A 20,732-nucleotide genomic window follows, 5' to 3' on the forward strand; every position below is an offset into this window, starting at 1 on the left:
TCACTTCCCCGCCGCCGGCCACGCGGCAACCACGCTCATGCCGGGCCTAAGCCCCTCGATCGGCGTGGTGGGCTCCGCCCTGACCTCGAAGGTCCGCAGGTCGAAATCGCCCGTCGCCCGCGTCGCCCGCCAGGTCGCATATTGCCCCTGGGCGTTGATCATCGTCACCTTCACCTCGACGCCGGTCTTGCCGATGGCGGGAACGTCGACCTTGAACGTGCTGCCGATCGAAAGCCCCTTCAGCAGATCCTCGCGCAGATTGAAGGTGAACCACGGCCGGCTGATCTCGATCAGCGAAAACAGCGGCGCGCCCGCGCTGAAATTCTCCCCGAGTTCGGCCACCCGCGTCGTCACCTGCCCGTCGATCGGCGAGCGGATGACGAGTTCGTTGACATCGGTCTTCTGCTGGCCGAGCGCCGCCCTCGCCTGATCCACCTGGGCGGCGGCGAGCGCCTTTTCCTCCTTGCTGGAACCGGCAACGGCCAGATCGAGATTGGCCTGCGCCGCTTCCTTCTGGCGCAGCGCCGCTTCCACGTTGCGGCTCGCCTCATCGACCTGCGCCTGGGTGGACGACCCCGATGCCAGAAGCCTGGACAGACGTGCGGAATTCTCCTGCGAAAGCTGGACGTCGGCATCCGCCGCGGCAACCTCCGCCCGGCGGGCGGCAATCGTCTCCGGCCGTGTGCTGTTCACCCGCGCCAGATCCGCTTCAGCAACGGCGAGTGCCGCCTCCGACATATGCATGCTGGCAATGAGCTGCGGACTTTCGAGCTCCGCAATGACGGCGCCGGCGGTAACGGTATCTCCAACATCCGCGCCGAGCTTGGCGATACGCCCGGAAACGCGGGAGCTGATATCCACCCGGTTGGCAGAAACCTCACCCTGGACGACCAGCGGCGGCGGGCGAGTGGCGAACCACAGGACGATGGCAAGAGCGACAAGGCAAACGACTACGACGACGGACCTGACGATTCTTGCCATACGGTATAGCCCCTGTTTCCGTAAGGGCATTCTTCTACCCAAGGCATTTGTCTTGCAACTAGGACAAATCGATTTTTTCAGAGCTCCTCCAGCACTTGTGCCGCCGTCGGCACCCGATCGATTGACACCACGCTAGCGGATGATAGCGTGAGGGCATGATCCTCGACCGCACCATGTCCCGACGCCGACGCCGCATCACCGTGCGGGCTATCGGCATGGCTGCTGGCGCAAGGGGATCACGCAGGACTTAGTCCCTCCTTCTCAACCTGCGCCACCACCACGCACCCGCCACCATCCGGTCGGCGGGCTTTTTTTTTGCTGCTTAGCCACCGGTCTTCACTCAGAGGACGTTTATATGACTGACCACGCCGCCATTCGGTTCAGATCCGCCAGCAATGCCGATGTCGCGATGATCCGCGATCTCGTGCGCGACGCCTATCAACGCTGGGTTCTCGTCGTTGGCCGCGAGCCCTTGCCGATGGTGGCAGACTATGACAAGGCGGTCGCCGAGCACCGTTTCGATATCGCCGAGGTTTCGGGTCATGTCGTTGGACTGATCGAGACCATGCTCGATGACGATCACCTGTGGATCGAGAATGTCGCGGTCAAACCCGCCGAGCAGGGCAAGGGATATGGAAGGCTGCTGCTGGCGCTGGCGGAGAAGCTCGCCTTGGAAGCGGGCCGCCACGAGGTTCGGCTTCTGACCAACGAGGCCTTCGCGGCCAATGTCAGCCTCTACGGGAAGCTGGGCTATGTCGTGACCACCTCGCGCCCCTTCAAGGGCGGCTTCACGCTCTACATGAGCAAGACGCTCCACCCTGCAGCCACAACCAGGTGATAATCATGGAAACGGCCCCGGACGATCGCCCGGAGCCGCTTTCCTCGACAGTGTGGGACAGGCTCAGAGCTTGCCGTTCCGCTGCTGGATCATCATGAACGTGTCGAACGTGTATTCCGCAAGCTGCATCCACAGATAGCCTTCCTTCTTGAAGGCCACCTGGTCCTCGTAGACTTTCTTGAAGGTCGGATTGGTTGCCGAAATGTCCTTGTAGACCTCGAGCGCCGCATTGTAGCAGGCCTCGAGAATGTCCTGGCTGAAAGGCCGAAGCACGGCACCTTCCGCCACGATCTGCTTGATGGCCAGCGGGTTCTTCTGGTCATATTTGGCCATCATGTTGGTATTGGCAAAGGCGCAGGCATCGGTCAGCGCCGCCTGATAGGCCTTGGGCAAACTGTTCCACTTGTCGAGATTGACGAAGGCATGGATCGTCGGGCCGCCTTCCCAGAAGGCAGGATAATAATAATATTTGGCGACCTTGAAGAAGCCGAGCTTGTGATCGTCATAGGGGCCGACCCATTCGGCCGCGTCGATCGTTCCCTTCTCCAGCGCCGGATAGATGTCGCCGCCGGCAATCTGCTGCGGCACCGCCCCGAGCTTTTCGAGCACCCGCCCGGCAATCCCGGCAATGCGCATCTTGACGCCCTTGAAGTCGTCGACGGTGTTGATCTCCTTGCGGAACCAGCCACCCATCTGCGCGCCGGTATTGCCGGCCGGCAGCCCATAGATGTTCTGCGTCGCGTAGAACTCGTTCATCAGCTTGTTGCCATTGCCCTGGTAGAACCAGGAATTGGTCAGCCGCGCGTTGAGGCCGAAGGGGATCGCGGTCCCGATCGCATAGGTCGGATCCTTGCCGACGAAATAATAGGAGCAGGTATGGCACATCTCCACCGTACCGTTGCTGACTGCATCCGCCGCCTGCAGGCCGGGCACGATCTCGCCGCCTGCAAAGGCCTGGATAGAGAAATTGCCGTCCGTCGCATCGGATACGTGCTTGGCTATGTCGTCCGCCCCGCCATAGATCGTGTCGAGCGATTTCGGAAATGACGAGGTGAGGCGCCAGGTGACCTTCGGATTGCTCTGGGCGATTGCCGGCGTGGCCAATGGGGCGGCAAGCGCACCCGCGGCGACCGCGCCTGCCCCCCTTGTTGCAGCTTTCTTGAAAAATTGACGACGATCCATGAATATCCTCCCAATCATGATCGGCCTTCGAAATGCGCGACCTCCGGGTCATCCTCCATTCGCCGGATATCAAATTAGATCGTAATCATGTTGGCTTTTCGCTTGCAAGCGAGCCCCCCGGCAATCCTGCGGTTGCGACGACTTCAGCGGGTTAGACTTTCGTCTCGATCGCCATCAAGTCTTGAGAGAGGCCCGGATTTTCACTCCTGGCGGCCCAGGATCACGCCGCGCGGGTGCAGCACTTGACGAGCCGCCACCGCTGGCCGCAAAACAGATCTTCAGTCGATCATTAAATAGAATCCGGGAAACCTGCCTCCATGACGAAGTCCATCGTTGCCGTTCCTGCCGATATCCGAGAAATCGACGGAGGCATCTGGCATGCTGCACCGGACCAGTACGTGTCAGCTGCGCTGAAGGTCGCCGACGTGATGTCCTTCATCGTCCCGGCATTCGAAAAGGGAAACGATGTCGACTCGATCCTCGATCGTGTCGACGGCGTGCTGATCTCCGGCGCCGTCAGCAATGTCCATCCATCGCTCTACGGCAAGGACGCCACCGAGGCGGACGGCCCCTTCGATCCGGGCCGTGACGCGACCTCGTTGCCGCTGATCCGCCGCGCCATCGATCGCGGCATCCCGCTCCTCGCCATCTGCCGCGGCATTCAGGAACTCAATGTTGCGCTCGGCGGAACGCTTGCAAGCGAGATCCAGGACCAGCCCGGCATCTGGGATCACCGCTCGCCGGACGTAACGGATCGCGACACCAAGTTCGCCATCCGCCAGCCGGTCCTGATCGAGGAAGGGTCGTGCATCGCCCGCTATCTAGGCACCGCCGGTGCGGTTCAGGTCAACTCCCTGCACCGTCAGGCGATCTCCAGAACCGCCCCGCGCCTTCAGGTGGAGGCAAAGGCCGAAGACGGCACCGTTGAGGCCGTCTCGGTCATCGACGCGAAGAATTTCGCCGTCGGCGTTCAATGGCACCCGGAATACTGGGCCGAGACGGATGCCCCGTCCCGCGCCCTGTTCGAAGCCTTCGGCGAGGCGGTTCGCGCCTATGCGGCGGCCAAAGGCGCAACCGCACCATCGACCGCCTTTACGCGCGCCGCAGCGGCGGCGCGCTGATCAGGCTTTCGCTTATGCCTTGACCGGCGTTTCCGGCACTGGCGTCAGTACCTTCTTGTCGTCGAACCAGCCGATCAGGTTATCGACGACGAGATCGGCCATGGCATTGCGCGTCGGCACCGAGGCCGACGCCACATGCGGCAGCATCGAGATATTGTCGAGATCGAGAAAGCCTCCCGCCTTGGTCGGCTCAGTGTAGAACACGTCGAGGCCAGCGGCAGCAATCGTGCCATTGCGCAAGGCCGCTTCGAGCGTCGCCTCGTCGACGCTCGTTCCGCGTCCGACATTGATGAACACGCCGTTCGGACCAAGCGCCGACAGGATCTCCGCATTGATGATCTTGTGGGTCTCCGCGGTTCCCGGAATGATCGAGATCAGCGTATCCACCTCTTCCGCCATCGCCTTCAGGGATGAGAAATAGGTGTAGGATACGTCGCTGCGCTGCGTACGGGTATGATAGCCGATCTTGACCTTGAACGGTTCCAGCCTCTGGGCAATCTCCAGCCCGATGCGGCCAAGCCCGAGGATGCCGACGCTCCTGCCCTTGAGCGACAGCGGCGACAGCGCAAACGGTCCCTCTGCCGCCCAGCGGCCGCTGCGCAGCCAGTCTTCCGCCACCGGAAGGCGACGGATCGTGTTGAGCAGCAGACCAATCGCCGTATCCGCCACCTCGTCGTTCAGTACATTCGGCGTGTGGGTGACGATGATGCCGCGAGCCGCAGCCTGTTTCGTGTCCACGCCGTCGTAACCGACGCCGAAATTGGAAATAATCTGCAGGTTAGGGAGTTTCTCCACCCATTCGGCCTGCAGCTTGCCCGACAGCGCAACGCCGCGCACCTTTTCGCGCGTCGCATCATCAAGAGCGAGGTCACCCTTCTGGTCAGCCACCGTCACGACATCAAACTGTTCCTGCAGGCGTGAGATGACGCGCGGATGGATACGCCCGGGAACGAGCACGGTGACTTTATTCTGGGTCATGCAGATATCCTGTTGTTGGCAGATGTAAGGTGGGCGGAAATCACGCCTTGGCAAGGTCCCTGAGGGGCTTGTAGGGCGAGGTCGACTGGCGGATGCGCATCTCCGGCTTGATCAGGTGCAGGCCATCCGGCTCGTGGCTGCCAGCAAGACGATCGAGCAACGCGCGCGCGGCAAGCCGCCCGACATCGGCCTGCTGGTTCGATACCGTTGTGAGCGATGGTGTCGAAATCGAGGCCTGTTCCAGATCGTCGTAGCCGGTCACCGAAATGTCCTGGCCCGGGATCAGCCCGGCGCGGGCAATGCCGTTCATCAGGCCGATGGCGACAAGATCGTTCCAGCAGACGGCAGCCGTCGGCTTTTGCGGCAGCGAGAGAAAATTGACGGCCGCCTCGAACCCGCCCTGCATGGTGCGGGGGCCCGGAATACGAAGGCTCGGGTCGACCTCGATATTGGCCTTGCGCAATGCGTCCACATAACCCTGATACCGGTCACGGCCCGTCGACGTCTGGTCGGTGCCGCCGATCATGGCAATCACCCGGTGGCCGAGCCCGATCAGGTGATTGGTGGCAAGCGAAATGCCGTAGCTGTCGTCACCGCGATAGGTCGGCAGGTCGACGCCTTCCATCGTACGGGCGACGAGAATGGCCGGCATGCCGTTCTGCTCGGCAAGCTTGATATCCTCGATCGGCGTACCGATCGCCGGAGACATGATCACCCCGTCCCCGCCGAGCTGCAGCAGCGTCTCGATGAAAGTGCGCTGCTTTTCGACCGAATCGTAGTGATTGGACAGGATGAACGTATGGCTGCTGCGGTCGAGTTCCGTCTCGATCGCCTTGAGGATTTCCCCGTAGAACGGGTTCATCACGTCATGCACGACAACACCGATAATGCCCGACCGTGACGTTCTCAGGCTCGCCGCGCGACGGTTGTAGATATAGCCGAGCGCCCTCGCCTGTTCCTTGATCTTCTCGCGGGTATCGGCCGCAACGAGCGGGCTGTCGCGCAGCGCCAGCGAAATCGTCGCCGTTGAAAGATTAAGGCTGTCCGCAATCGTCGAGAGCTTGACCTTCTGCGCCATATCCCCTCCGTCATGTCCTGATCGGGTCGGAATTCTGCGCCCGACCTCTCCGAATTAAATTTTAAATAAACAATTTAATTCGCCTGGACAATAGAGGATGCGACAGTCTGATGACGCGGTTAATCCTAACCTTCCGGCTGCAGATTGAGCTCGACCGCCCTCAGCAGTTTCAGCAGGGTGCGAACCTCCTTGTCGGAAAATCCCTGGACCGCCATCGCGCCGCAATCGGCAACCGACTGGCTGATCGATTCGACGCTTCTGAGCCCGCTCTCGGTGAGGTGAACCTTGGTCAACCGCCCGTCATGGCCATCGGCACGCCGCGCCACGAAACCCTGCGCTTCCATCCGTCCGATCGTGCGCGTCATCGTCGGCGCCTTGACCCCGAGTCTGAGCGCAAGCTGTCCAGGGGTCTGCCCATCATCCTCGGCAAGCGCCAGGATGACGCCGTCCTGGCCCGCATAAAGCCCGCTGTCGGAAATGCTGCGGCTCAGCGCCGTCCTGACGGAACGGGCGGCCTGGGTAATCGCCGGCGCGAGATCGGCGGCCGAAAGCGCGGCCAGCTCCTTCTTCTTGCCGGATTTCGATTTCTTTTCGCCCTTTTTCTTGCTCATCGGTCCTGCCCGCTTTGCCCGTGCCCATTCAGCGTGTCGAAGGTCGTTACTTGGGCGCATGCGACCCTGATCTTTCGAAAATCGATTCCGACTTCCGGGTCGATGCGCTATTGCTGCGCGCTATCCATAACCAAACCCGGAACCGGTCGCCAGATGCCGCATCCTCACCCTCGCTTTTGTGACAATGATCCGACACTCGCGTCCACAGAAAGACGAGACTGGATCGCCGTCCTGCCGCTCGGCGCCCATGAGCAGCATGGCCCCCACCTGCCATTCGACACCGATACGCTGATTGCCGAGGGCCTTGTCACGCGACTCATCCCGGCTCTCCCGCCAGCACTCTCTGTGACCTTCCTCCCGGCCGAGCCGGTCGGCTATTCGGTCGAGCACATGGATGTCGAAGGCACACGCACGCTATCCTTCGACGAAGCCGTCAACCGCTGGCTCGGCATTGCCAGGGACATGAACGATCAGGGCATCCGAAAATTCGTCATGCTCAATGCCCATGGTGGCAATTCTCCGCTGATGACGATCGTCGCCACCGAGGCGCGCCTGCGCTTCGACATGCTGGCGGTCGCCACCAGCTGGACCCGTTTCGGCCAGCCGCAAGGCTGGATCACGCCCGAGGACAAGGCAATCGACATCCATGGCGGAGACATCGAGACCTCCGTCATGCTGGCGCTCTGGCCCGACAGGGTCGACATGGCGAAGGCCGCCGCGTTTACCTCGCGACAGGCCGATTTCACCCGCGACTTCACCCATCTCCGCGCCTACGGCCCACATGCCTTCGGCTGGAAGATGTCGGACCTCAACCCGATCGGCGTCGCCGGCAACGCGGCAGCGGCGACGGCAGAGCGCGGCGAGCAACTGGTGGCTCACGCGGTGAAGGGGATCATCGAGCTGCTGGAGGATGTTGCACGGTTTGATGCAAGGACTTTGGCATAGCCCTTGGCTACACAATATGCGAAGATAGGCTACACGGAGGTGGCCTTCATGACGCTCAACATCCGCAACGAAGAAGCAGATTCTCTTGCTCGCGAACTCGCTCAGATGGACGGGACGACGATTACCGAGGCCGTCATCACCGCCCTACGGGAGACGATCGATCAACGGGTGAGACAGGAAACGCCGAGTGAGACAGCACGCAGAATTCTGGCAAAGCGCGGCCTGAGCTTCAAGAAAGCTCGCAAACCCGTTTCCGCATCGACCTATCATGAGCTCGATCACGATCTGGGGTAAGCAAGGATGTTCGTCGACGCTTGCGCAATCGTCTCGCTCATGGCCGATGAAAGAGACGCTGCAGCCTACGAACAGGCCTTGGCCACGGCACAAGCACCGTTCACCTCCCTCTTGGCAGCCTGGGAAGCAATCATCGTCCTGTCGCGGCCGGACCAACTCGACTGTTCCTATGGCGAAGCGATGGGCGCCGTTACCGAATGGCTCGATGCCCGCGGCATCGAGCTTCGCGAATCCGGATCACCGCGGGAATTGCTCGCCCACGCAGTGACAGTTGCCCAAATGCACGGCATCGGCAAACGGTACCTCAGCAATTTCGATTGTTTCCACTATGCCTATGCCAAGGTGACCGGGCAACCCTTGTTGACAATGGACCACCTGCTCCGCGCAACCGACATCCAGACTTCCCCTTGATGTGATTTTATAACATCGAAACCCTTTGAACTCGTCCGGCCTTGCCCTTATATGGAGCGGACGATTTTTCGCGCCGTCTGCAAATGCCGCGGTGCAAGCCCTTAACCCTTCGAGGTTTCCCTATGACCGACCAAACCACCGAAGCTCAAGCAGCAAAGCCCATTCCCGTCACCGTGCTGACCGGCTATCTCGGCGCCGGCAAGACGACGCTTCTGAACCGCATCCTGTCCGAAAGCCACGGCAAGAAATATGCCGTCATCGTCAACGAATTCGGCGAGATCGGCATCGATAACGACCTGATCGTCGAGTCGGACGAAGAGATCTACGAGATGAACAACGGCTGCGTCTGCTGCACCGTGCGCGGCGACCTGATCCGCGTCGTCGAAGGCCTGATGCGCCGCCCCGGCCGTTTCGACGGCATCATCGTCGAGACCACCGGTCTTGCCGACCCGGTGCCTGTCGCCCAGACCTTCTTCATGGATGACGACGTCCGCACCAAGACCGAACTCGATGCCGTCGTCGCCCTCGTCGATGCCAAGCACCTGCCGCTGCGCCTGAAGGACAGCCGCGAAGCCGAAGACCAGATCGCCTTTGCCGATGTCGTTCTCATCAACAAGACCGATCTCGTCACACCGGAAGAACTGGCCGTCGTCGAGGATGTCGTGCGCGCCATCAACCCGACCGCCCGCATCTACAAGACCAGCCGTTCGGGTGTCGATCTTGCCCGCGTGCTCGATCAGGGCGCCTTCAACCTCGAGCGTGCCCTCGAAAACGATCCGCATTTCCTCGATCACGACCATGACGACCATGTCTGTGGCCCGGATTGCGATCACGACCACCATCACCACGGCCATGATCACCACCATCATGACCATGACCACGGCCATGATCATCACCACCATGATCACGACCACCATCATGGCCATCATGATGCGATGTCGCCGATCCATGACGTAACGGTGAAGTCGATCTCGCTGCGCGGCGGCGAAATGAACCCGGATCGCTTCTTCCCCTGGATCCAGAAGATCACCCAGACGGAAGGCCCGAACATCCTGCGCCTCAAGGGCATCATCGCCTTTGCCGGCGATGAGGAACGCTATGTCGTCCAGGGCGTCCACATGATCGTGGAAGGCGATCACCAGCGCCCGTGGAAGGATGGCGAGAAGCGCGAAAGCCGCCTCGTCTTCATCGGCCGCAATCTCGATTTCGCCAAGATCGAGCAGAGCTTCCTCGCCTGCCAGGCAAGCGCCAAGACGCCCGCCTGACATCGGCCGAAGATTTGAATATAGACAAGCGGGCGTCGGAAACGGCGCCCGAAAACCATATGGATCATAAAACCATGCCCGGAATGATGGCCGCCTGATGCCGACAGTTGCACCGCTTGATCTCGAAGGCCACGTCGTCTCGACCCATTTTCTGGGCGACATCCCCTTCTTCGCCACCGCTGCCGGCACCATCCACCGCCTCGATGGCGGCGAAAAGGTCACCGAAGCCCATCAGGGGCTCTTGACCTGCATCCGCGATCCTTTCAGCGCCACGCTCCTCTCCGGCGGCGAAGATGGCAGGCTCCTGCGCATCGGCCATGATGGCAGCACGACGGTGCTGGCAGATGTGCCGCGCAAGTGGATCAGCATCATCGCCGGCGGCCCGCAGAATGCCGTCGCCTATGCCGTCGGCAAGACCAGCACCGTGCGCCAGAACGATGGCACGGTGAAGGAATTTGTCGAGGAGCGCAGCGTCGAAGGCATCGCCTTCGCCGGCAAGGGCCTGAGGATCGCCGCCGCCCGTTACAATGGTGTTTCGCTGCACTGGGTCGGCACCAATGCCCCCGCACAGGATCTCGACTGGAAAGGCGCCCATACCGGCGTCACCTTCTCGCCGGACGGCCGCTTCCTCGTCACCACCATGCAGGAAAATGCGCTTCACGGCTGGAAGCTCGACGGCAAGGCCGGCGAAAACCGCCATATGCGCATGACCGGCTATCCCGCCAAGGTGAAGTCGCTCTCCTGGTCGGTGAAAGGCAAGTGGCTCGCCTCTTCCGGTGCTCCTGCCGCCATTGTCTGGCCGTTCTCGTCGAAGGATGGCCCGATGGGCAAGGCGCCTCTGGAACTCGGCACGCGGGCCAATATCATGGTCAGCCAGGTCGCCTTCCATCCGGCAGAAGAGGTGCTGGCAATCGGCTTCGTCGACGGGATGATCCTCGGCGTCAGGATCGCCGACGAAAAGGAAGCCCTCCTTCGCCGTCCCGGCAAGGGTGCCATTACCGGCATGAGCTGGAGCGCCAGCGGCAAGCTGTTGTCCTTCGCATCCGAAGGCGGTGATTGCGGCGTGATCGATATCAGCGGCTGATATAGACCGGCTTAGACAAAGTGGGGAATGGGTGGGAGCTCCATACTTCCCCCACCCACCCCATGGGATATCGTTGGCACCGGAATGAATACAAGGCGCCGCCGTTATCCCCGAAGAGGAATGCAAATTCCGGCTGCGGAACAATCCCGCAATGGTTGCATATTCTTGTTTAATATTAGACGAGAATAAATCAACAGGCCGCGTACCTTATGCTGAACAGGTAACCTTAATGCAGCAGAGCTTCGGTCGATCTTTGTAGGGCTTCCGGCCATAAAACGACTGGAGACCAGCTCATATATCCGCTTCGGAAAATATCTTGGCCGCCCAGTCGATGAATACGCGCACGCGCGGCGAAAGCTGCCTGTTCTGCGGGTAGAAGATCGACAACGGGGTCGGCGGCGGCGGATAATCCGCCAGCACCTCGACAAGCCGGCCGTCGTCGACGAACCGCTGCACGTTGTAGCGCGGCGCCTGAAACAGCCCGAAACCGCGCCGGGCAAGATCCAGCACCGTATCGGAATTGTTGGCGGTCACCTGTGCCGGCAGCGAGACGTAACGCACCTCTCCCCCGTCCATCAGTTCCAGCGGCATGATCTGGCCCGTACGGGACGAGATGAAGCCGACGGCCCTATGCCCCTCGAGTTCGTCCGGCGTGTTGGGCATGCCATGCCTTTCGATATAGTCGGGGCTGGCACATGTCATTTCGCGGATCGTACCGAGCTTGCGCATGATCAGCGAACTGTCCGCCACCTCCCCGGCCCGGATCACGCAGTCGACGCCTTCCCGCAACAGATCGACAAAACGGTCGCTCTGGCCGAAATGGATCTCCATCAGCGGATAGCGATTAAGAAATGCGCGCAGATGCGGCAGCAGAAAGGTCTGCGTCATCACCGGATGAGCATCGATGCGCAGGATACCCTGCGGCTTGGCATCCCGGAAGATCGCCTCTGCCTCGTCGACATCGGCAAGGATCGCAAGGCAGCGCTCATAGAACGCCTTACCGTCCAGCGTTACGGCCACATGCCGGGTCGTGCGTTCCAGCAGACGCGTTCCGACATCCGCCTCCAGCGCCTTGATCGCCTGCGTAGCCGTTGAGCGAGCCATCCCGAGATCCGCCGCGGCAGCAAGGAAACTGCCACGCTCGACCACCCGGATGAAGAGTTGCATGCGCAAGAGTCTGTCCATGCCCATTGTTCATCACAGCTAAATTGTTATGTCAAATGCGCATCATTGTTCTTTTTCACACTCACCATATCTTCAAGGGCAACAAAGGAGAAAGATCATGAGCACCACCACACAACGCGTCGCCATCGTCACCGGAGCATCCAAGGGCATAGGTAAGGCACTGGCCCTTCGCCTGGCCAAAGACGGGGTCGCAGTCGTCGTCAATTACGCCTCAAGCCAGGCCGCCGCCGACGAAGTCGTCCGCGACATCGAAGCCGCCGGTGGCAAGGCGATCGCCGTCAAGGCCGATGTCGGCACATCCAGCGGCGTCATCGCTCTGTTCGACGCGGCCGAGAGAAGCTTCGGCGGCATCGACATCCTGGTCAACAATGCCGGCGTGATGAAGCTCTCGCCTTTGACCGAAACGAGCGACGAGACCTTCGAACAGCATCTGACCATCAATCTTGCAGGAACCTTCTACGGCATCCGCGAGGCCGGCAAGCGGCTGCGCGATGGCGGCCGCATCATCAACTTCTCCTCCAGCGTGGTCGGCATGTATGGACCTGGCTACGGCCCCTATGCCGCCAGCAAGGCCGGCGTCGAAGCCATGACCCATGTCGCCTCGAAGGAACTCGGCAAGCGGAAGATCACCGTCAACGCGGTTGCACCCGGCCCGGTCGAGACCGAATTGTTCATGAACGGCAAGTCGGAGGAACTGGTGCAGAACATCATCCGCAACATCCCGCTCGGCCGCCTCGGCCAGCCGGATGATATCGCCGCGGTCGTCTCTTTCCTGGCAAGCCCTGAAAGCGGCTGGGTCAACGGCCAGGTCCTGCGCGCCAATGGCGGCATGATCTGAAAACACACAGCGACGGGAAAGGAGATCCCCATGCCCTTCGTCAACATCAAGACGCCGGAAGGCGCATTGACCAGAAGCCAGAAGGAAGAGATCGTGCACCGCATGACGGACATGCTGGTCGGCTATATGAGCGAGGCCGCCCGTCCCCACACCATGGTGCTGATCGAGGAAGTCAAGGACGGTGGCTATGGCCGAGCGGACGAGATCTTCACCATCCCCGACGCCTATCGCGCGCCGGCGGCAAGCTGACGACTATCGATCTCGCCCAGACAGAAACGGCGCGGTGAAGACCGCGCCGTAAGAGTTCACACCCGGATCACTCCGCTTAGAAACGGTAGGTCACACCGGCACCGATAAGCCACGGATCGATCTTGGCCTTGCCGTGAAGCGAACCGAGCGCATCGCTGTCAGCCGACCAGTTGGTCTTGAGGAAGATCTTCTTGACATCGACGTTCACACCCCAGTGCTTGTCGATCATGTAGTCGAAGCCGGCCTGCAGCGCGTAACCGAAGTGATTGTCCACATCAAGATTGTGGAAACCATCCTTGTTCGACTGATTGTAGAAGAGCGAGTAGTTGATGCCTGCACCGACATAGGGCCTGAAATTGCCCATATTGGTGAAGTGATATTGCAATGTCAGGGTTGGTGGCAGCAGCCAGGACTTGCCGACCGGAATTTCGCCGAGAGCGCCTGTCGTCTTGATATTGGCATAGGTCGTGCCGAGGATCAGTTCCGCTGCGATATTGTCGGTGAAGAAGTAGCTGACATCGAATTCCGGAACGACCGTATCCGAATATTTCAGGCCGACGCCCGGCGCACCGGCTACCGAACCCGAATCATGCGTGACGACGCCGAGCGCGCGAACGCGGATCATCCACGGGCTCTGCGAATCGACATCGGTCGTAACCGGCGCGGGAGCCACGGGAGCGGGCGTCAAATCGGCAGCTGCTGCCCCGAACGCGAAGAAAACGGCACCCAAACCCGCCACCCAACGAGAATATCTGCCAATGCTGCTAGCCATTTCAGTTTGTCCTTCCAGCCAGTTTTGTCTGTCTGGAAAAGATCTAAGTCGCTCAAATCCGCACCGACTTGATTGAGATCAACTCCTCCCGTTTACGTGAGTGAAAGCGCCGCAGCTGTTGCCCATATGACGCAGTTCTGCGGCCTCGCTAAAATGGAAAGCCTCAAGCAAGATCAGATACTTGCGGCATATAAACTGGCAAAGCACAACCGCGGAAACGAAAACCCCGCCTCCTTTGAGGAGGCGGGGTCAGGGCAGATCGGAGCGGCGCCGCGGCCTGGGGCTGAACAATGTGATGTCAGGCCAGCTTGCGTCCACTTGCAACGATCATGCCCGCCGCACCGTCGAGCCAGCCGGCCTTCAGTTCCAGCGCCAGGAAACGGTCGCGCTGGAACGGGCCTGGCATGACGAGGTGGGCAGCTTTTGTGGCAAAGAAGCCGAAGCGCTCGTAATAGGCGGCATCGCCGACGAGCAGGATCGCGCCGTGGCCGCGCTTGTGCGCCTCGGTGATCGCAGCCCGCATCAGGGCACCGCCGATACCCTTGCCCTCATGGGCGGCATCGACAGCCAGCGGACCGAGCAGCAAGGCATCGATCGGCGTGCCTTCCGGCGAAATGCCGGCTTCGACATTCCACAGGCGCACCGTGCCGATGACATGACCGGCGCCGTCGCGGGCGACCAGCGCCAGGCCTTCGGCCGGCAGGCGATTGCGACGGATCTTTTCCGACGACTTCTTGCGGCGATCGGCGCCCATGGCGCGATCGAGCAGGGTTTCGCGGGCAACCACGTCGGCCGAATTCTCGGCATCGATCGTGTAGGTGGAAGCGGGCGCAAAGAATGCGCGTACAGAATCAAGAACAGTGGCCATCTTTGGGCCTCCCGCGCTCAAAACCGATTCAAACGGTATCGTCGGATCATTGTGGATTTGCCGCCCCGACTGGATACGGGGCCGGCTAAAGTGAAGATCGCCTCAATCGAGATCGATCAGATGACGTAGGCCTTGAGCGGCTCGAAGCCGTTGAAGGCGACGGCCGAGTAGGTCGTCGTATAGGCGCCGGTGCCTTCGATCAGAACTTCGTCGCCGATCGAAAGGGTGAGCGGCAGCGGATACATGTTCTTCTCGTACATCACGTCGGCCGAATCGCAGGTCGGGCCGGCAAGCACGCAAGGCTCCATCTCGTCGCCGTCACGCTCGGTGCGGATCGGGTAGCGGATGGCCTCGTCCATGGTTTCGGCGAGACCGCCGAACTTGCCGATGTCGAGGAAGACCCAGCGATGGTTGTCATTGTCCGACTTGCGCGACACGAGAACGACTTCCGCCTTGATCACGCCAGCATTACCGACCATGCCGCGACCCGGCTCGATGATCGTCTTCGGCAGGTTGTTGCCGAAATGCTTGCGCAGCGAAGCCGAGATCGCCTGACCGTATTCCTCAGCCTTCGGGATGTCGCGCAGATACTTGGTCGGGAAGCCGCCGCCCATGTTGACCATCTGCAGGACGATGCCCTGCTTGGCCAGCTGTGCGAAGACGCGCTTGGCATCGGCCAGAGCCGAATCCCAGGCATCGACCTTGGTCATCTGCGAACCGACATGGAAGGACACGCCGTAGCTTTCGAGACCAAGCTGATGGGCGTAGACGAGAACGTCAACGGCCATCTGCGGCACGCAGCCGAACTTGCGCGAAAGCGGCCATTCGGCGCCTTCGCCATCGGTCAGCACGCGGCAGAATACCTTGGCACCGGGAGCAGCACGGGAAATCTTCTCGACTTCCTCATGGCTGTCGACGGCGAAGAGACCGACGCCGAGCGCATGCGCACGGGCGATGTCGCGTTCCTTCTTGATCGTGTTGCCGAAGGAGATGCGGTCGGCGGTCGCACCGGCATCGAGCGCCATCTGGATTTCGGCGACGGATGCGCAATCGAAGCTCGAGCCGAGAGAGGCGAGCATCTTCAGGATTGCCGGTTCCGGGTTTGCCTTGACCGCATAGTAGATAGCGCTGTCCGGCAGGGCGTGACGGAAGGCGTGGAAATTGTCGCGAACGACGTCGAGATCGACAACGAGGCACGGGCCTTCCGGACGTCGGGTCTTGATGAAGTCGAGGATGCGAGCAGTGGTCATCGGTCAGTCCCTTCAAAATCTCAAAGCTCCGGCTATGAACCGGAGGACAAAGGACGGATGAGAATGCGTCCGGGCCCAGCAGTTGGAGATACTGGTACCGTGAACACGCTCTACCGCGCGATATGTAGACCAACGCCCTGCCACGAGCTTTGATCCGGCTTTGTCTGCCTTGGATTGGAGGGTTGTCCCTACCGCACTTCCGGCAATGATGGTGTGCCTCTTCAGAATTGCAGGCTGATGGAAAGCTTGCAGAGACTAGAAAGGCCCGCACCGTCGTTGCTTCAGATGTCCTCGCATTTTCCGGTTGGCCGGAATAGCGACTGGAGGGGTTAGTTCCAGGTACCTTACCGATGACCTCACCTTAGAGAGTGATCTCAATTCGAGGGTCGGCGGACACCCATGGGCACGTGCGACTTTGGGCAAGCCGGGAGATAAGAATATTCGCCGTCATAATCAAGAGGTTTTTTGGGCTCGACCGATTTTTTGCATTGGTCCATAAACAGCGAACAACACGACCGGTTTCGTTCAGTCTTTAGGAGACAGTCCCTTGGACACACTCACCCGCATGCGCGCCTTCATCGACGTGGTTGAAGCCGAGGGCTTTTCGTCCGCGGCGCGGCGCACCGGACGGTCCAAGGCGCTGCTCTCCAAATATGTCCGCGAACTGGAAGACGATCTCGGGGCGCTGCTGCTCAACCGCACGACGCGGCAGTTCTCGCTGACCGAGGCTGGCCATACATACTACCGCAGCGCCTCCGATATCCTGAAGGAGATCGACAACCTTGCCGACCTCGTGCGCGAGGGCAATTCCGACCTCAAGGGGCGCCTGCGCATCTCCGTGCCGCGCACGTTTATCGATGCCGATGTCGGCCAGTGCATGATCGATTTCGCCAAGGCGCATCCGGACGTGCAGCTGGAAATCGTCGCCGACGACCGCTTCGTCGACCTGATCGAGGAGAATTTCGACCTCGCGATCCGCATCACCCGGCTGGAAGATTCCGGCATGATCGCCAAGAAGCTCAACGATTTCCGCGTCCATGCGGTCGCCACCGCCGATATCGTCGCCCAATATGGGCCTCTCGATCATCCGCAGCAGTTGAACAACGTGCCTTTCATCATCGACACCAATTCTCGCTGGCACAACAATATCCGCTTTATCGAGAAGGACGGATCGACGATCTCCGTCGGTGTTTCCGGGCCGATCGAGGTCAACAGTCCGCAGGCGACGCTGCGCGCAGCCCGCGCCGGGCTCGGCATCGCTATCATCCCGGATTTCATTGCCAACCCGCATATCCATTCGGGCGAGCTCGTCACTCTTTTCGACGACTACATCATGAAGGATCGCGGCATCTACGCCGTCTATCCGCACCGCCGCTACCTGCCCGCCAAAGTCAGGAGCTTCGTCGATTTCCTTGCCAACTGGTTCCGCCAGTCGCGCTAGACCGACAGAACACCTGGATCGAGGCAGAGCCGAAATTCCGTCTTATTCGAAGGGCATAGCGTGGAAATATCAACAGGGGCGACGGACCGGATGCGACTGAGCGCAGTTACCATTGCTACGGCTGCATGCTGCCTCATGCCCCTCCCCGCCTTCGCGCATCCGCACATCTTCGTCGAATCGCGCCTGGAAGTGATCGCCGGCACCGATGGCAATGTTCAGGAATTGCGCAATGTCTGGCGCTTCGACGAGGTATTCTCCTCCAGCGTGCTTCTCGACTTCGACAAGAATGCCGACCTCAAGCTGGACGAGCATGAACTTGCAGAGCTCGGCGAGACGATGCGGACCTCGCTCGCCGAGTTTCACTATTTCACCACGCTGACGCTGAATGGCGAGACGATCGGCGTCCGGAAGCCGGATGTCATCCACACCACCTTCAAGGATAACCAGCTTCTCGTCTTCTTCGCCGTCAAGCCCGACAAGCCCATGCCGCTGAAGGGAAAGCTGACCTTCGGCATCTATGACCCGACCATGTATACGGCAGTCGATTTTCCGTCCGATCAGGATCTGGTGGCCGACGGCCCGGCCTTCGCCAAATGCAAGCATCAGGTCGTGCGACCCGACCCGGATCAGGTGATCGCCCAGAACAGCTCGACGCTGACCGACGCCTTCTTCAACGATCCGACAGGCACCGACATGACCAAGCTGTTTGCCACGCGCCTGGAATTGAGCTGCTGAGGGAAACGATGTGCTGAAACCTGCAAGACCCGGTATTGGAACGGCTTTCGCGCTTGCGGCCATCGCGGCTCTTTGCCTTGCAGGCGCAGCCCATGCGCAATCGCCGCTGGGCGTGGGAACGGCAGAGCCTTCCTTTTCCGTCTCCGGCTCGTTTGCGCCCTATCTTGGCTGGATCAACTATTACCAGCAGTCCTTCTATCGCGCACTCACCAAGGCGCTGATCGCTATGCGGCATGACACCTATGCCATGAGCGGCCTGCTTGGCCTTTCCTTTGCCTATGGCGTCTTTCATGCCGCAGGCCCCGGACACGGCAAGGCGGTGATTTCCTCCTATATGGTCGCCAACGAGGTCGAGTTGCGCCGCGGCGTGGTGATTGCCCTCATCTCCTCGCTCCTGCAGGGACTGGTCGCCGTCCTCGTCGTCGGCGCCGCCTTCCTCGTCCTGCGCGGTTCAGGCATCACCATGACGGAAGCGACCTGGGCCATGGAAGTGGCAAGCTTCGCGCTCGTCGCGCTGTTCGGCGCCTGGCTTCTGGTCCGCAAGATCAGGGCACTCGGAATGCCGGCCGTCCGTATGGTCAGCCCGAGCCCGGCAACGGCCATGCTGTTCGACGGCCCGTCTGCCTCCCGCGACCCAACGGGCCTGAGCTTCAAGGCAGTCGAGATCGACGAACACGACTATCAGGGCGACGGTGATTATTGCGAGGCCTGCGGCGTCAGCCACATGCCCGACCCGACAATGCTCGGCGGCAAGGAGTTCAATCTCAAGGAAGCCTGGTCGGCCATCGTCGCCGTCGGCCTGCGCCCCTGCTCCGGTGCCATTCTGGTGATGAGTTTCTCGCTGCTGAACGGCCTCTATCTTGGCGGTATATTGTCGGTACTAGCCATGTCACTCGGCACCGCCATCACCGTCACCCTTCTTGCCTCGCTCGCGGTCGGCGCCAAGGGCATCGCGGTGAAATTCGCCGGCCCCGGCTCAAAGACCGGCCGGCGCGTCGGCAACGCGATCGAGATCGGCGGCGCGCTTTTCGTGCTCATCGTCGGCCTGTCGCTGCTGGGCGCATCGCTTCAGTCCTGAGCCGAACAATCAGGCCAGAGGTCAATGACGCCGCTGATAGCAAGCCCTGAGCCAGAATATCCAGAAGAAGCCGAGCATCAGCACGGCACCGACAATGACGGCAAGCACCGGCGAATACTGACCTATCCACAGAACCAGCGACGGCAGGAAATAGATCACCACCACCGCACCGATCAGGATCGCCGCCGCGGCAATGACCTGCGATTTCGTTTCAGGCGCCATGCCCTGCCCTCTTGTCAGGAAGCGGCGATCTCGGAACGGATATCCTCAAGCCGGCGCTTCTGCTGTCCGTCCGCGTCGAAATTCTCCGGCGAAAGCCAGGCTTCGAACGCCGCCTTGATGACCGGCCATTCACCGTCGATCATCGAGAACCACGCCGTATCACGATTTGCGCCGCGCGAAATCACATGCTGGCGAAAAACGCCTTCGAAAGTGAACCCATAGCGAACCGCCGTGACCTTGCTCGGCTCGTTCTCATTGTGGCACTTCCACTCGTAGCGCCGATAATCCAGATCGTCGAACACGTGTTTCGCCATCAGGTAATGCAGTTCCGTCGCCATCGGCGAGCGCTTCATGGCCGGGCCATGCGCCACGGAGCCCACTTCCACCACGCCGTTCTTCGGGTCGGGGCGCATATAGCTCGCCATGCCGACGACCTTGCCGGTGGCGTTTTCGCGCGCCACCAGCGTCACGAAGCTCAGCTTGTCGCGGGCATTCTCGATCCAGGCGCCGAATTCATCCGCCGTCGAATAATGATCGTTGGGAAAATAGCGGATCAGCTCGTTGATCTGATTGGCACCGCCAAGCGCATCCCAAAGTGCCTGCAGATGTTTGGCGCGATCGTAGGTTTCAAGCGTGATGAACCGCCCATGCAGTGTGACGGGCCCCGGAGCCGCAACTTTGTATGTCGTCAGATCGCGCATCATGGTCTCCTCGCTTTGATGTCAGAGGCTTACGTGAACGAAGATCGCGAGGCAATCTCGGCCGTGGCTCCGCGACGGATCCAGAGAGCACGAAGATAGGAGCCAGCACGCAAGCCTGTTTGCCTCGATTGTGCCAATCAAATCCACAGGAGTTTTACTCTCTCTTAGCATCGTCAATATTTTGTCGCGGGCTGCATATTGTTCTTCCCCGAAATAGTGTTCTAGTGAAACAAGTTTCGCCGAGAATCGCCCAATGCCCGTAAAACTTCCGCAGACGGAACCTATAGACCCACGCCTGTTATCTTTTCTTGGACAGGTGGCCGTCAACCGGGGACATCTTCTTTTGTGCGAAGAAGATTATGAAATCCTCGAGGATGAAAGCTTCTTTCGCGATGCCGCGCGGCGTGGGCTTGTGACGGTTGATCAGGGAGGAGAATGGTCGTCCGGTGCAATCATCTCCATCACCCGGCATGGCCGTGCGCTCATCGGCGAACCGGAACGGCAGGGCTTCTGGAAGAGGCTTGAACTGATGTTTCGTCAGCGCAGCGGCGGCACCGGCGCTTGAGGTCGGCGGAGCCCGCGCCCCGGCACGCACTCTCACTCGC

General features: G+C 60.6%; 24 protein-coding genes. 12 read left to right on the plus strand and 12 right to left on the minus strand.

The features are described from left to right. Window positions 1-981 (minus strand): HlyD family secretion protein, encoded by a 981-nt coding sequence (locus tag NCHU2750_RS14560; RefSeq protein ID WP_119941157.1) that lies wholly within the window; start codon window positions 979-981, stop codon window positions 1-3. 355 nt (window positions 982-1,336) lie between these two features. Between NCHU2750_RS14560 and NCHU2750_RS14565 the strand changes: the two genes are divergently transcribed. Next, window positions 1,337-1,819, plus strand: coding sequence for a GNAT family N-acetyltransferase (locus NCHU2750_RS14565; RefSeq protein ID WP_119941158.1), 483 nt, complete (start codon window positions 1,337-1,339; stop codon window positions 1,817-1,819). A gap of 63 nt (window positions 1,820-1,882) precedes the next feature. Here the strand turns inward: NCHU2750_RS14565 and NCHU2750_RS14570 are convergent, their stop codons facing one another. Further along, window positions 1,883-3,001, minus strand: coding sequence for a TRAP transporter substrate-binding protein (locus tag NCHU2750_RS14570; protein WP_119941159.1), 1,119 nt, complete (start codon window positions 2,999-3,001; stop codon window positions 1,883-1,885). 317 nt (window positions 3,002-3,318) lie between these two features. Between NCHU2750_RS14570 and NCHU2750_RS14575 the strand changes: the two genes are divergently transcribed. Then, entirely contained in the window at window positions 3,319-4,122 is an 804-nt protein-coding gene (locus NCHU2750_RS14575) for a gamma-glutamyl-gamma-aminobutyrate hydrolase family protein (RefSeq protein WP_119941160.1), read from the plus strand. Between the two features lie 12 nt (window positions 4,123-4,134). Here the strand turns inward: NCHU2750_RS14575 and NCHU2750_RS14580 are convergent, their stop codons facing one another. The 3 genes from NCHU2750_RS14580 to NCHU2750_RS14590 form a co-directional block, all read right to left on the minus strand. Further along, window positions 4,135-5,100: a 2-hydroxyacid dehydrogenase gene (locus NCHU2750_RS14580; RefSeq protein ID WP_119941161.1), complete on the minus strand. Its 966-nt coding sequence runs from the start codon at window positions 5,098-5,100 to the stop codon at window positions 4,135-4,137. A gap of 40 nt (window positions 5,101-5,140) precedes the next feature. Beyond that, entirely contained in the window at window positions 5,141-6,178 is a 1,038-nt protein-coding gene (locus tag NCHU2750_RS14585) for a LacI family DNA-binding transcriptional regulator (protein WP_119941162.1), read from the minus strand. Between the two features lie 125 nt (window positions 6,179-6,303). Beyond that, on the minus strand, window positions 6,304-6,789 hold the full coding sequence (locus NCHU2750_RS14590) for a MarR family winged helix-turn-helix transcriptional regulator (protein ID WP_119941163.1): 486 nt from the start codon (window positions 6,787-6,789) through the stop codon (window positions 6,304-6,306). 153 nt (window positions 6,790-6,942) lie between these two features. Here NCHU2750_RS14590 and NCHU2750_RS14595 point away from each other — a divergent pair, with 153 nt between their 5' ends. The 5 genes from NCHU2750_RS14595 to NCHU2750_RS14615 all read left to right on the plus strand — a co-directional run bounded on the left by NCHU2750_RS14595 (window position 6,943) and on the right by NCHU2750_RS14615 (window position 10,788). After that, the gene (locus NCHU2750_RS14595) at window positions 6,943-7,734 is read left to right on the plus strand and encodes a creatininase family protein (RefSeq protein WP_119941164.1); all 792 of its coding nucleotides are present in this window, start codon (window positions 6,943-6,945) and stop codon (window positions 7,732-7,734) included. A 48-nt stretch (window positions 7,735-7,782) separates the two neighbouring features. Next, window positions 7,783-8,028, plus strand: a complete 246-nt coding sequence (locus tag NCHU2750_RS14600) for a type II toxin-antitoxin system VapB family antitoxin (protein WP_162939638.1) — start codon at window positions 7,783-7,785, stop codon at window positions 8,026-8,028. Between the two features lie 6 nt (window positions 8,029-8,034). Further along, complete coding sequence (locus NCHU2750_RS14605) at window positions 8,035-8,439, plus strand: type II toxin-antitoxin system VapC family toxin (protein WP_119941165.1); 405 nt, start codon at window positions 8,035-8,037, stop codon at window positions 8,437-8,439. 122 nt (window positions 8,440-8,561) lie between these two features. After that, window positions 8,562-9,704, plus strand: coding sequence for a CobW family GTP-binding protein (locus tag NCHU2750_RS14610; RefSeq protein ID WP_119941166.1), 1,143 nt, complete (start codon window positions 8,562-8,564; stop codon window positions 9,702-9,704). 97 nt (window positions 9,705-9,801) lie between these two features. Next, a complete protein-coding gene (locus NCHU2750_RS14615; protein WP_119941167.1) occupies window positions 9,802-10,788 on the plus strand; it encodes a WD40 repeat domain-containing protein in 987 nt (328 codons plus the stop codon). 291 nt (window positions 10,789-11,079) lie between these two features. On the opposite strand, the gene NCHU2750_RS14620 is transcribed toward NCHU2750_RS14615, so the two are convergent. Then, complete coding sequence (locus NCHU2750_RS14620) at window positions 11,080-11,973, minus strand: LysR family transcriptional regulator (protein ID WP_119943372.1); 894 nt, start codon at window positions 11,971-11,973, stop codon at window positions 11,080-11,082. Between the two features lie 97 nt (window positions 11,974-12,070). On the opposite strand from NCHU2750_RS14620, the gene NCHU2750_RS14625 reads away from it, so the two are divergent. Next, window positions 12,071-12,811, plus strand: coding sequence for an SDR family oxidoreductase (locus tag NCHU2750_RS14625; protein ID WP_119941168.1), 741 nt, complete (start codon window positions 12,071-12,073; stop codon window positions 12,809-12,811). A 30-nt stretch (window positions 12,812-12,841) separates the two neighbouring features. Next, window positions 12,842-13,060: a tautomerase family protein gene (locus tag NCHU2750_RS14630; RefSeq protein WP_119941169.1), complete on the plus strand. Its 219-nt coding sequence runs from the start codon at window positions 12,842-12,844 to the stop codon at window positions 13,058-13,060. Window positions 13,061-13,136: 76 nt separating this feature from the next. Here the strand turns inward: NCHU2750_RS14630 and NCHU2750_RS14635 are convergent, their stop codons facing one another. From NCHU2750_RS14635 to odc2, 3 genes are all read right to left on the minus strand, one after another. Next, window positions 13,137-13,832, minus strand: a complete 696-nt coding sequence (locus NCHU2750_RS14635) for an OmpW/AlkL family protein (protein WP_119941170.1) — start codon at window positions 13,830-13,832, stop codon at window positions 13,137-13,139. Between the two features lie 298 nt (window positions 13,833-14,130). Next, the gene (locus tag NCHU2750_RS14640; RefSeq protein ID WP_119941171.1) at window positions 14,131-14,700 is read right to left on the minus strand and encodes a GNAT family N-acetyltransferase; all 570 of its coding nucleotides are present in this window, start codon (window positions 14,698-14,700) and stop codon (window positions 14,131-14,133) included. 116 nt (window positions 14,701-14,816) lie between these two features. Next, the gene (gene odc2, locus NCHU2750_RS14645) at window positions 14,817-15,950 is read right to left on the minus strand and encodes an ornithine/lysine decarboxylase (protein WP_119941172.1); all 1,134 of its coding nucleotides are present in this window, start codon (window positions 15,948-15,950) and stop codon (window positions 14,817-14,819) included. Between the two features lie 547 nt (window positions 15,951-16,497). On the opposite strand from odc2, the gene NCHU2750_RS14650 reads away from it, so the two are divergent. From NCHU2750_RS14650 to NCHU2750_RS14660, 3 genes are all read left to right on the plus strand, one after another. Then, a complete protein-coding gene (locus NCHU2750_RS14650; RefSeq protein WP_119941173.1) occupies window positions 16,498-17,391 on the plus strand; it encodes a LysR family transcriptional regulator in 894 nt (297 codons plus the stop codon). 90 nt (window positions 17,392-17,481) lie between these two features. Further along, on the plus strand, window positions 17,482-18,126 hold the full coding sequence (locus tag NCHU2750_RS14655) for a DUF1007 family protein (protein WP_119941174.1): 645 nt from the start codon (window positions 17,482-17,484) through the stop codon (window positions 18,124-18,126). A gap of 34 nt (window positions 18,127-18,160) precedes the next feature. Next, window positions 18,161-19,204 carry a nickel/cobalt transporter gene (locus tag NCHU2750_RS14660; RefSeq protein ID WP_119943374.1) on the plus strand — a complete coding sequence of 348 codons (1,044 nt, stop codon included), beginning with the start codon at window positions 18,161-18,163 and terminating at the stop codon, window positions 19,202-19,204. Between the two features lie 21 nt (window positions 19,205-19,225). Here NCHU2750_RS14660 and NCHU2750_RS14665 read toward each other — a convergent pair whose 3' ends face one another. The 3 genes from NCHU2750_RS14665 to NCHU2750_RS30565 form a co-directional block, all read right to left on the minus strand. Beyond that, window positions 19,226-19,426, minus strand: coding sequence for a hypothetical protein (locus NCHU2750_RS14665; RefSeq protein ID WP_119941175.1), 201 nt, complete (start codon window positions 19,424-19,426; stop codon window positions 19,226-19,228). 14 nt (window positions 19,427-19,440) lie between these two features. Continuing rightward, window positions 19,441-20,127, minus strand: a complete 687-nt coding sequence (locus NCHU2750_RS14670) for a GNAT family N-acetyltransferase (RefSeq protein WP_119941176.1) — start codon at window positions 20,125-20,127, stop codon at window positions 19,441-19,443. A gap of 298 nt (window positions 20,128-20,425) precedes the next feature. Further along, a complete protein-coding gene (locus NCHU2750_RS30565; RefSeq protein WP_162939639.1) occupies window positions 20,426-20,722 on the minus strand; it encodes a hypothetical protein in 297 nt (98 codons plus the stop codon). Between the last annotated feature and the right edge of the window lie 10 nt (window positions 20,723-20,732).

It is taken from the genome of Neorhizobium sp. NCHU2750 (assembly GCF_003597675.1).
In the GTDB taxonomy this organism is placed as follows: Bacteria; Pseudomonadota; Alphaproteobacteria; order Rhizobiales; family Rhizobiaceae; genus Neorhizobium.

Excerpts from the sequence above, each read along its gene's own strand:
- NCHU2750_RS14560 (WP_119941157.1), bottom strand. The coding sequence starts at position 981 with ATGGCAAGAATCGTCAGGTCCGTCGTCGTAGTCGTTTGCCTTGTCGCT.
- NCHU2750_RS14565 (WP_119941158.1), top strand. The coding sequence starts at position 1,337 with ATGACTGACCACGCCGCCATTCGGTTCAGATCCGCCAGCAATGCCGAT.
- NCHU2750_RS14570 (WP_119941159.1), bottom strand. The coding sequence starts at position 3,001 with ATGGATCGTCGTCAATTTTTCAAGAAAGCTGCAACAAGGGGGGCAGGC.
- NCHU2750_RS14575 (WP_119941160.1), top strand. The coding sequence starts at position 3,319 with ATGACGAAGTCCATCGTTGCCGTTCCTGCCGATATCCGAGAAATCGAC.
- NCHU2750_RS14580 (WP_119941161.1), bottom strand. The coding sequence starts at position 5,100 with ATGACCCAGAATAAAGTCACCGTGCTCGTTCCCGGGCGTATCCATCCG.
- NCHU2750_RS14585 (WP_119941162.1), bottom strand. The coding sequence starts at position 6,178 with ATGGCGCAGAAGGTCAAGCTCTCGACGATTGCGGACAGCCTTAATCTT.
- NCHU2750_RS14590 (WP_119941163.1), bottom strand. The coding sequence starts at position 6,789 with ATGAGCAAGAAAAAGGGCGAAAAGAAATCGAAATCCGGCAAGAAGAAG.
- NCHU2750_RS14595 (WP_119941164.1), top strand. The coding sequence starts at position 6,943 with ATGCCGCATCCTCACCCTCGCTTTTGTGACAATGATCCGACACTCGCG.
- NCHU2750_RS14600 (WP_162939638.1), top strand. The coding sequence starts at position 7,783 with ATGACGCTCAACATCCGCAACGAAGAAGCAGATTCTCTTGCTCGCGAA.
- NCHU2750_RS14605 (WP_119941165.1), top strand. The coding sequence starts at position 8,035 with ATGTTCGTCGACGCTTGCGCAATCGTCTCGCTCATGGCCGATGAAAGA.
- NCHU2750_RS14610 (WP_119941166.1), top strand. The coding sequence starts at position 8,562 with ATGACCGACCAAACCACCGAAGCTCAAGCAGCAAAGCCCATTCCCGTC.
- NCHU2750_RS14615 (WP_119941167.1), top strand. The coding sequence starts at position 9,802 with ATGCCGACAGTTGCACCGCTTGATCTCGAAGGCCACGTCGTCTCGACC.
- NCHU2750_RS14620 (WP_119943372.1), bottom strand. The coding sequence starts at position 11,973 with ATGGACAGACTCTTGCGCATGCAACTCTTCATCCGGGTGGTCGAGCGT.
- NCHU2750_RS14625 (WP_119941168.1), top strand. The coding sequence starts at position 12,071 with ATGAGCACCACCACACAACGCGTCGCCATCGTCACCGGAGCATCCAAG.
- NCHU2750_RS14630 (WP_119941169.1), top strand. The coding sequence starts at position 12,842 with ATGCCCTTCGTCAACATCAAGACGCCGGAAGGCGCATTGACCAGAAGC.
- NCHU2750_RS14635 (WP_119941170.1), bottom strand. The coding sequence starts at position 13,832 with ATGGCTAGCAGCATTGGCAGATATTCTCGTTGGGTGGCGGGTTTGGGT.
- NCHU2750_RS14640 (WP_119941171.1), bottom strand. The coding sequence starts at position 14,700 with ATGGCCACTGTTCTTGATTCTGTACGCGCATTCTTTGCGCCCGCTTCC.
- odc2 (WP_119941172.1), bottom strand. The coding sequence starts at position 15,950 with ATGACCACTGCTCGCATCCTCGACTTCATCAAGACCCGACGTCCGGAA.
- NCHU2750_RS14655 (WP_119941174.1), top strand. The coding sequence starts at position 17,482 with ATGCGACTGAGCGCAGTTACCATTGCTACGGCTGCATGCTGCCTCATG.
- NCHU2750_RS14665 (WP_119941175.1), bottom strand. The coding sequence starts at position 19,426 with ATGGCGCCTGAAACGAAATCGCAGGTCATTGCCGCGGCGGCGATCCTG.
- NCHU2750_RS14670 (WP_119941176.1), bottom strand. The coding sequence starts at position 20,127 with ATGCGCGATCTGACGACATACAAAGTTGCGGCTCCGGGGCCCGTCACA.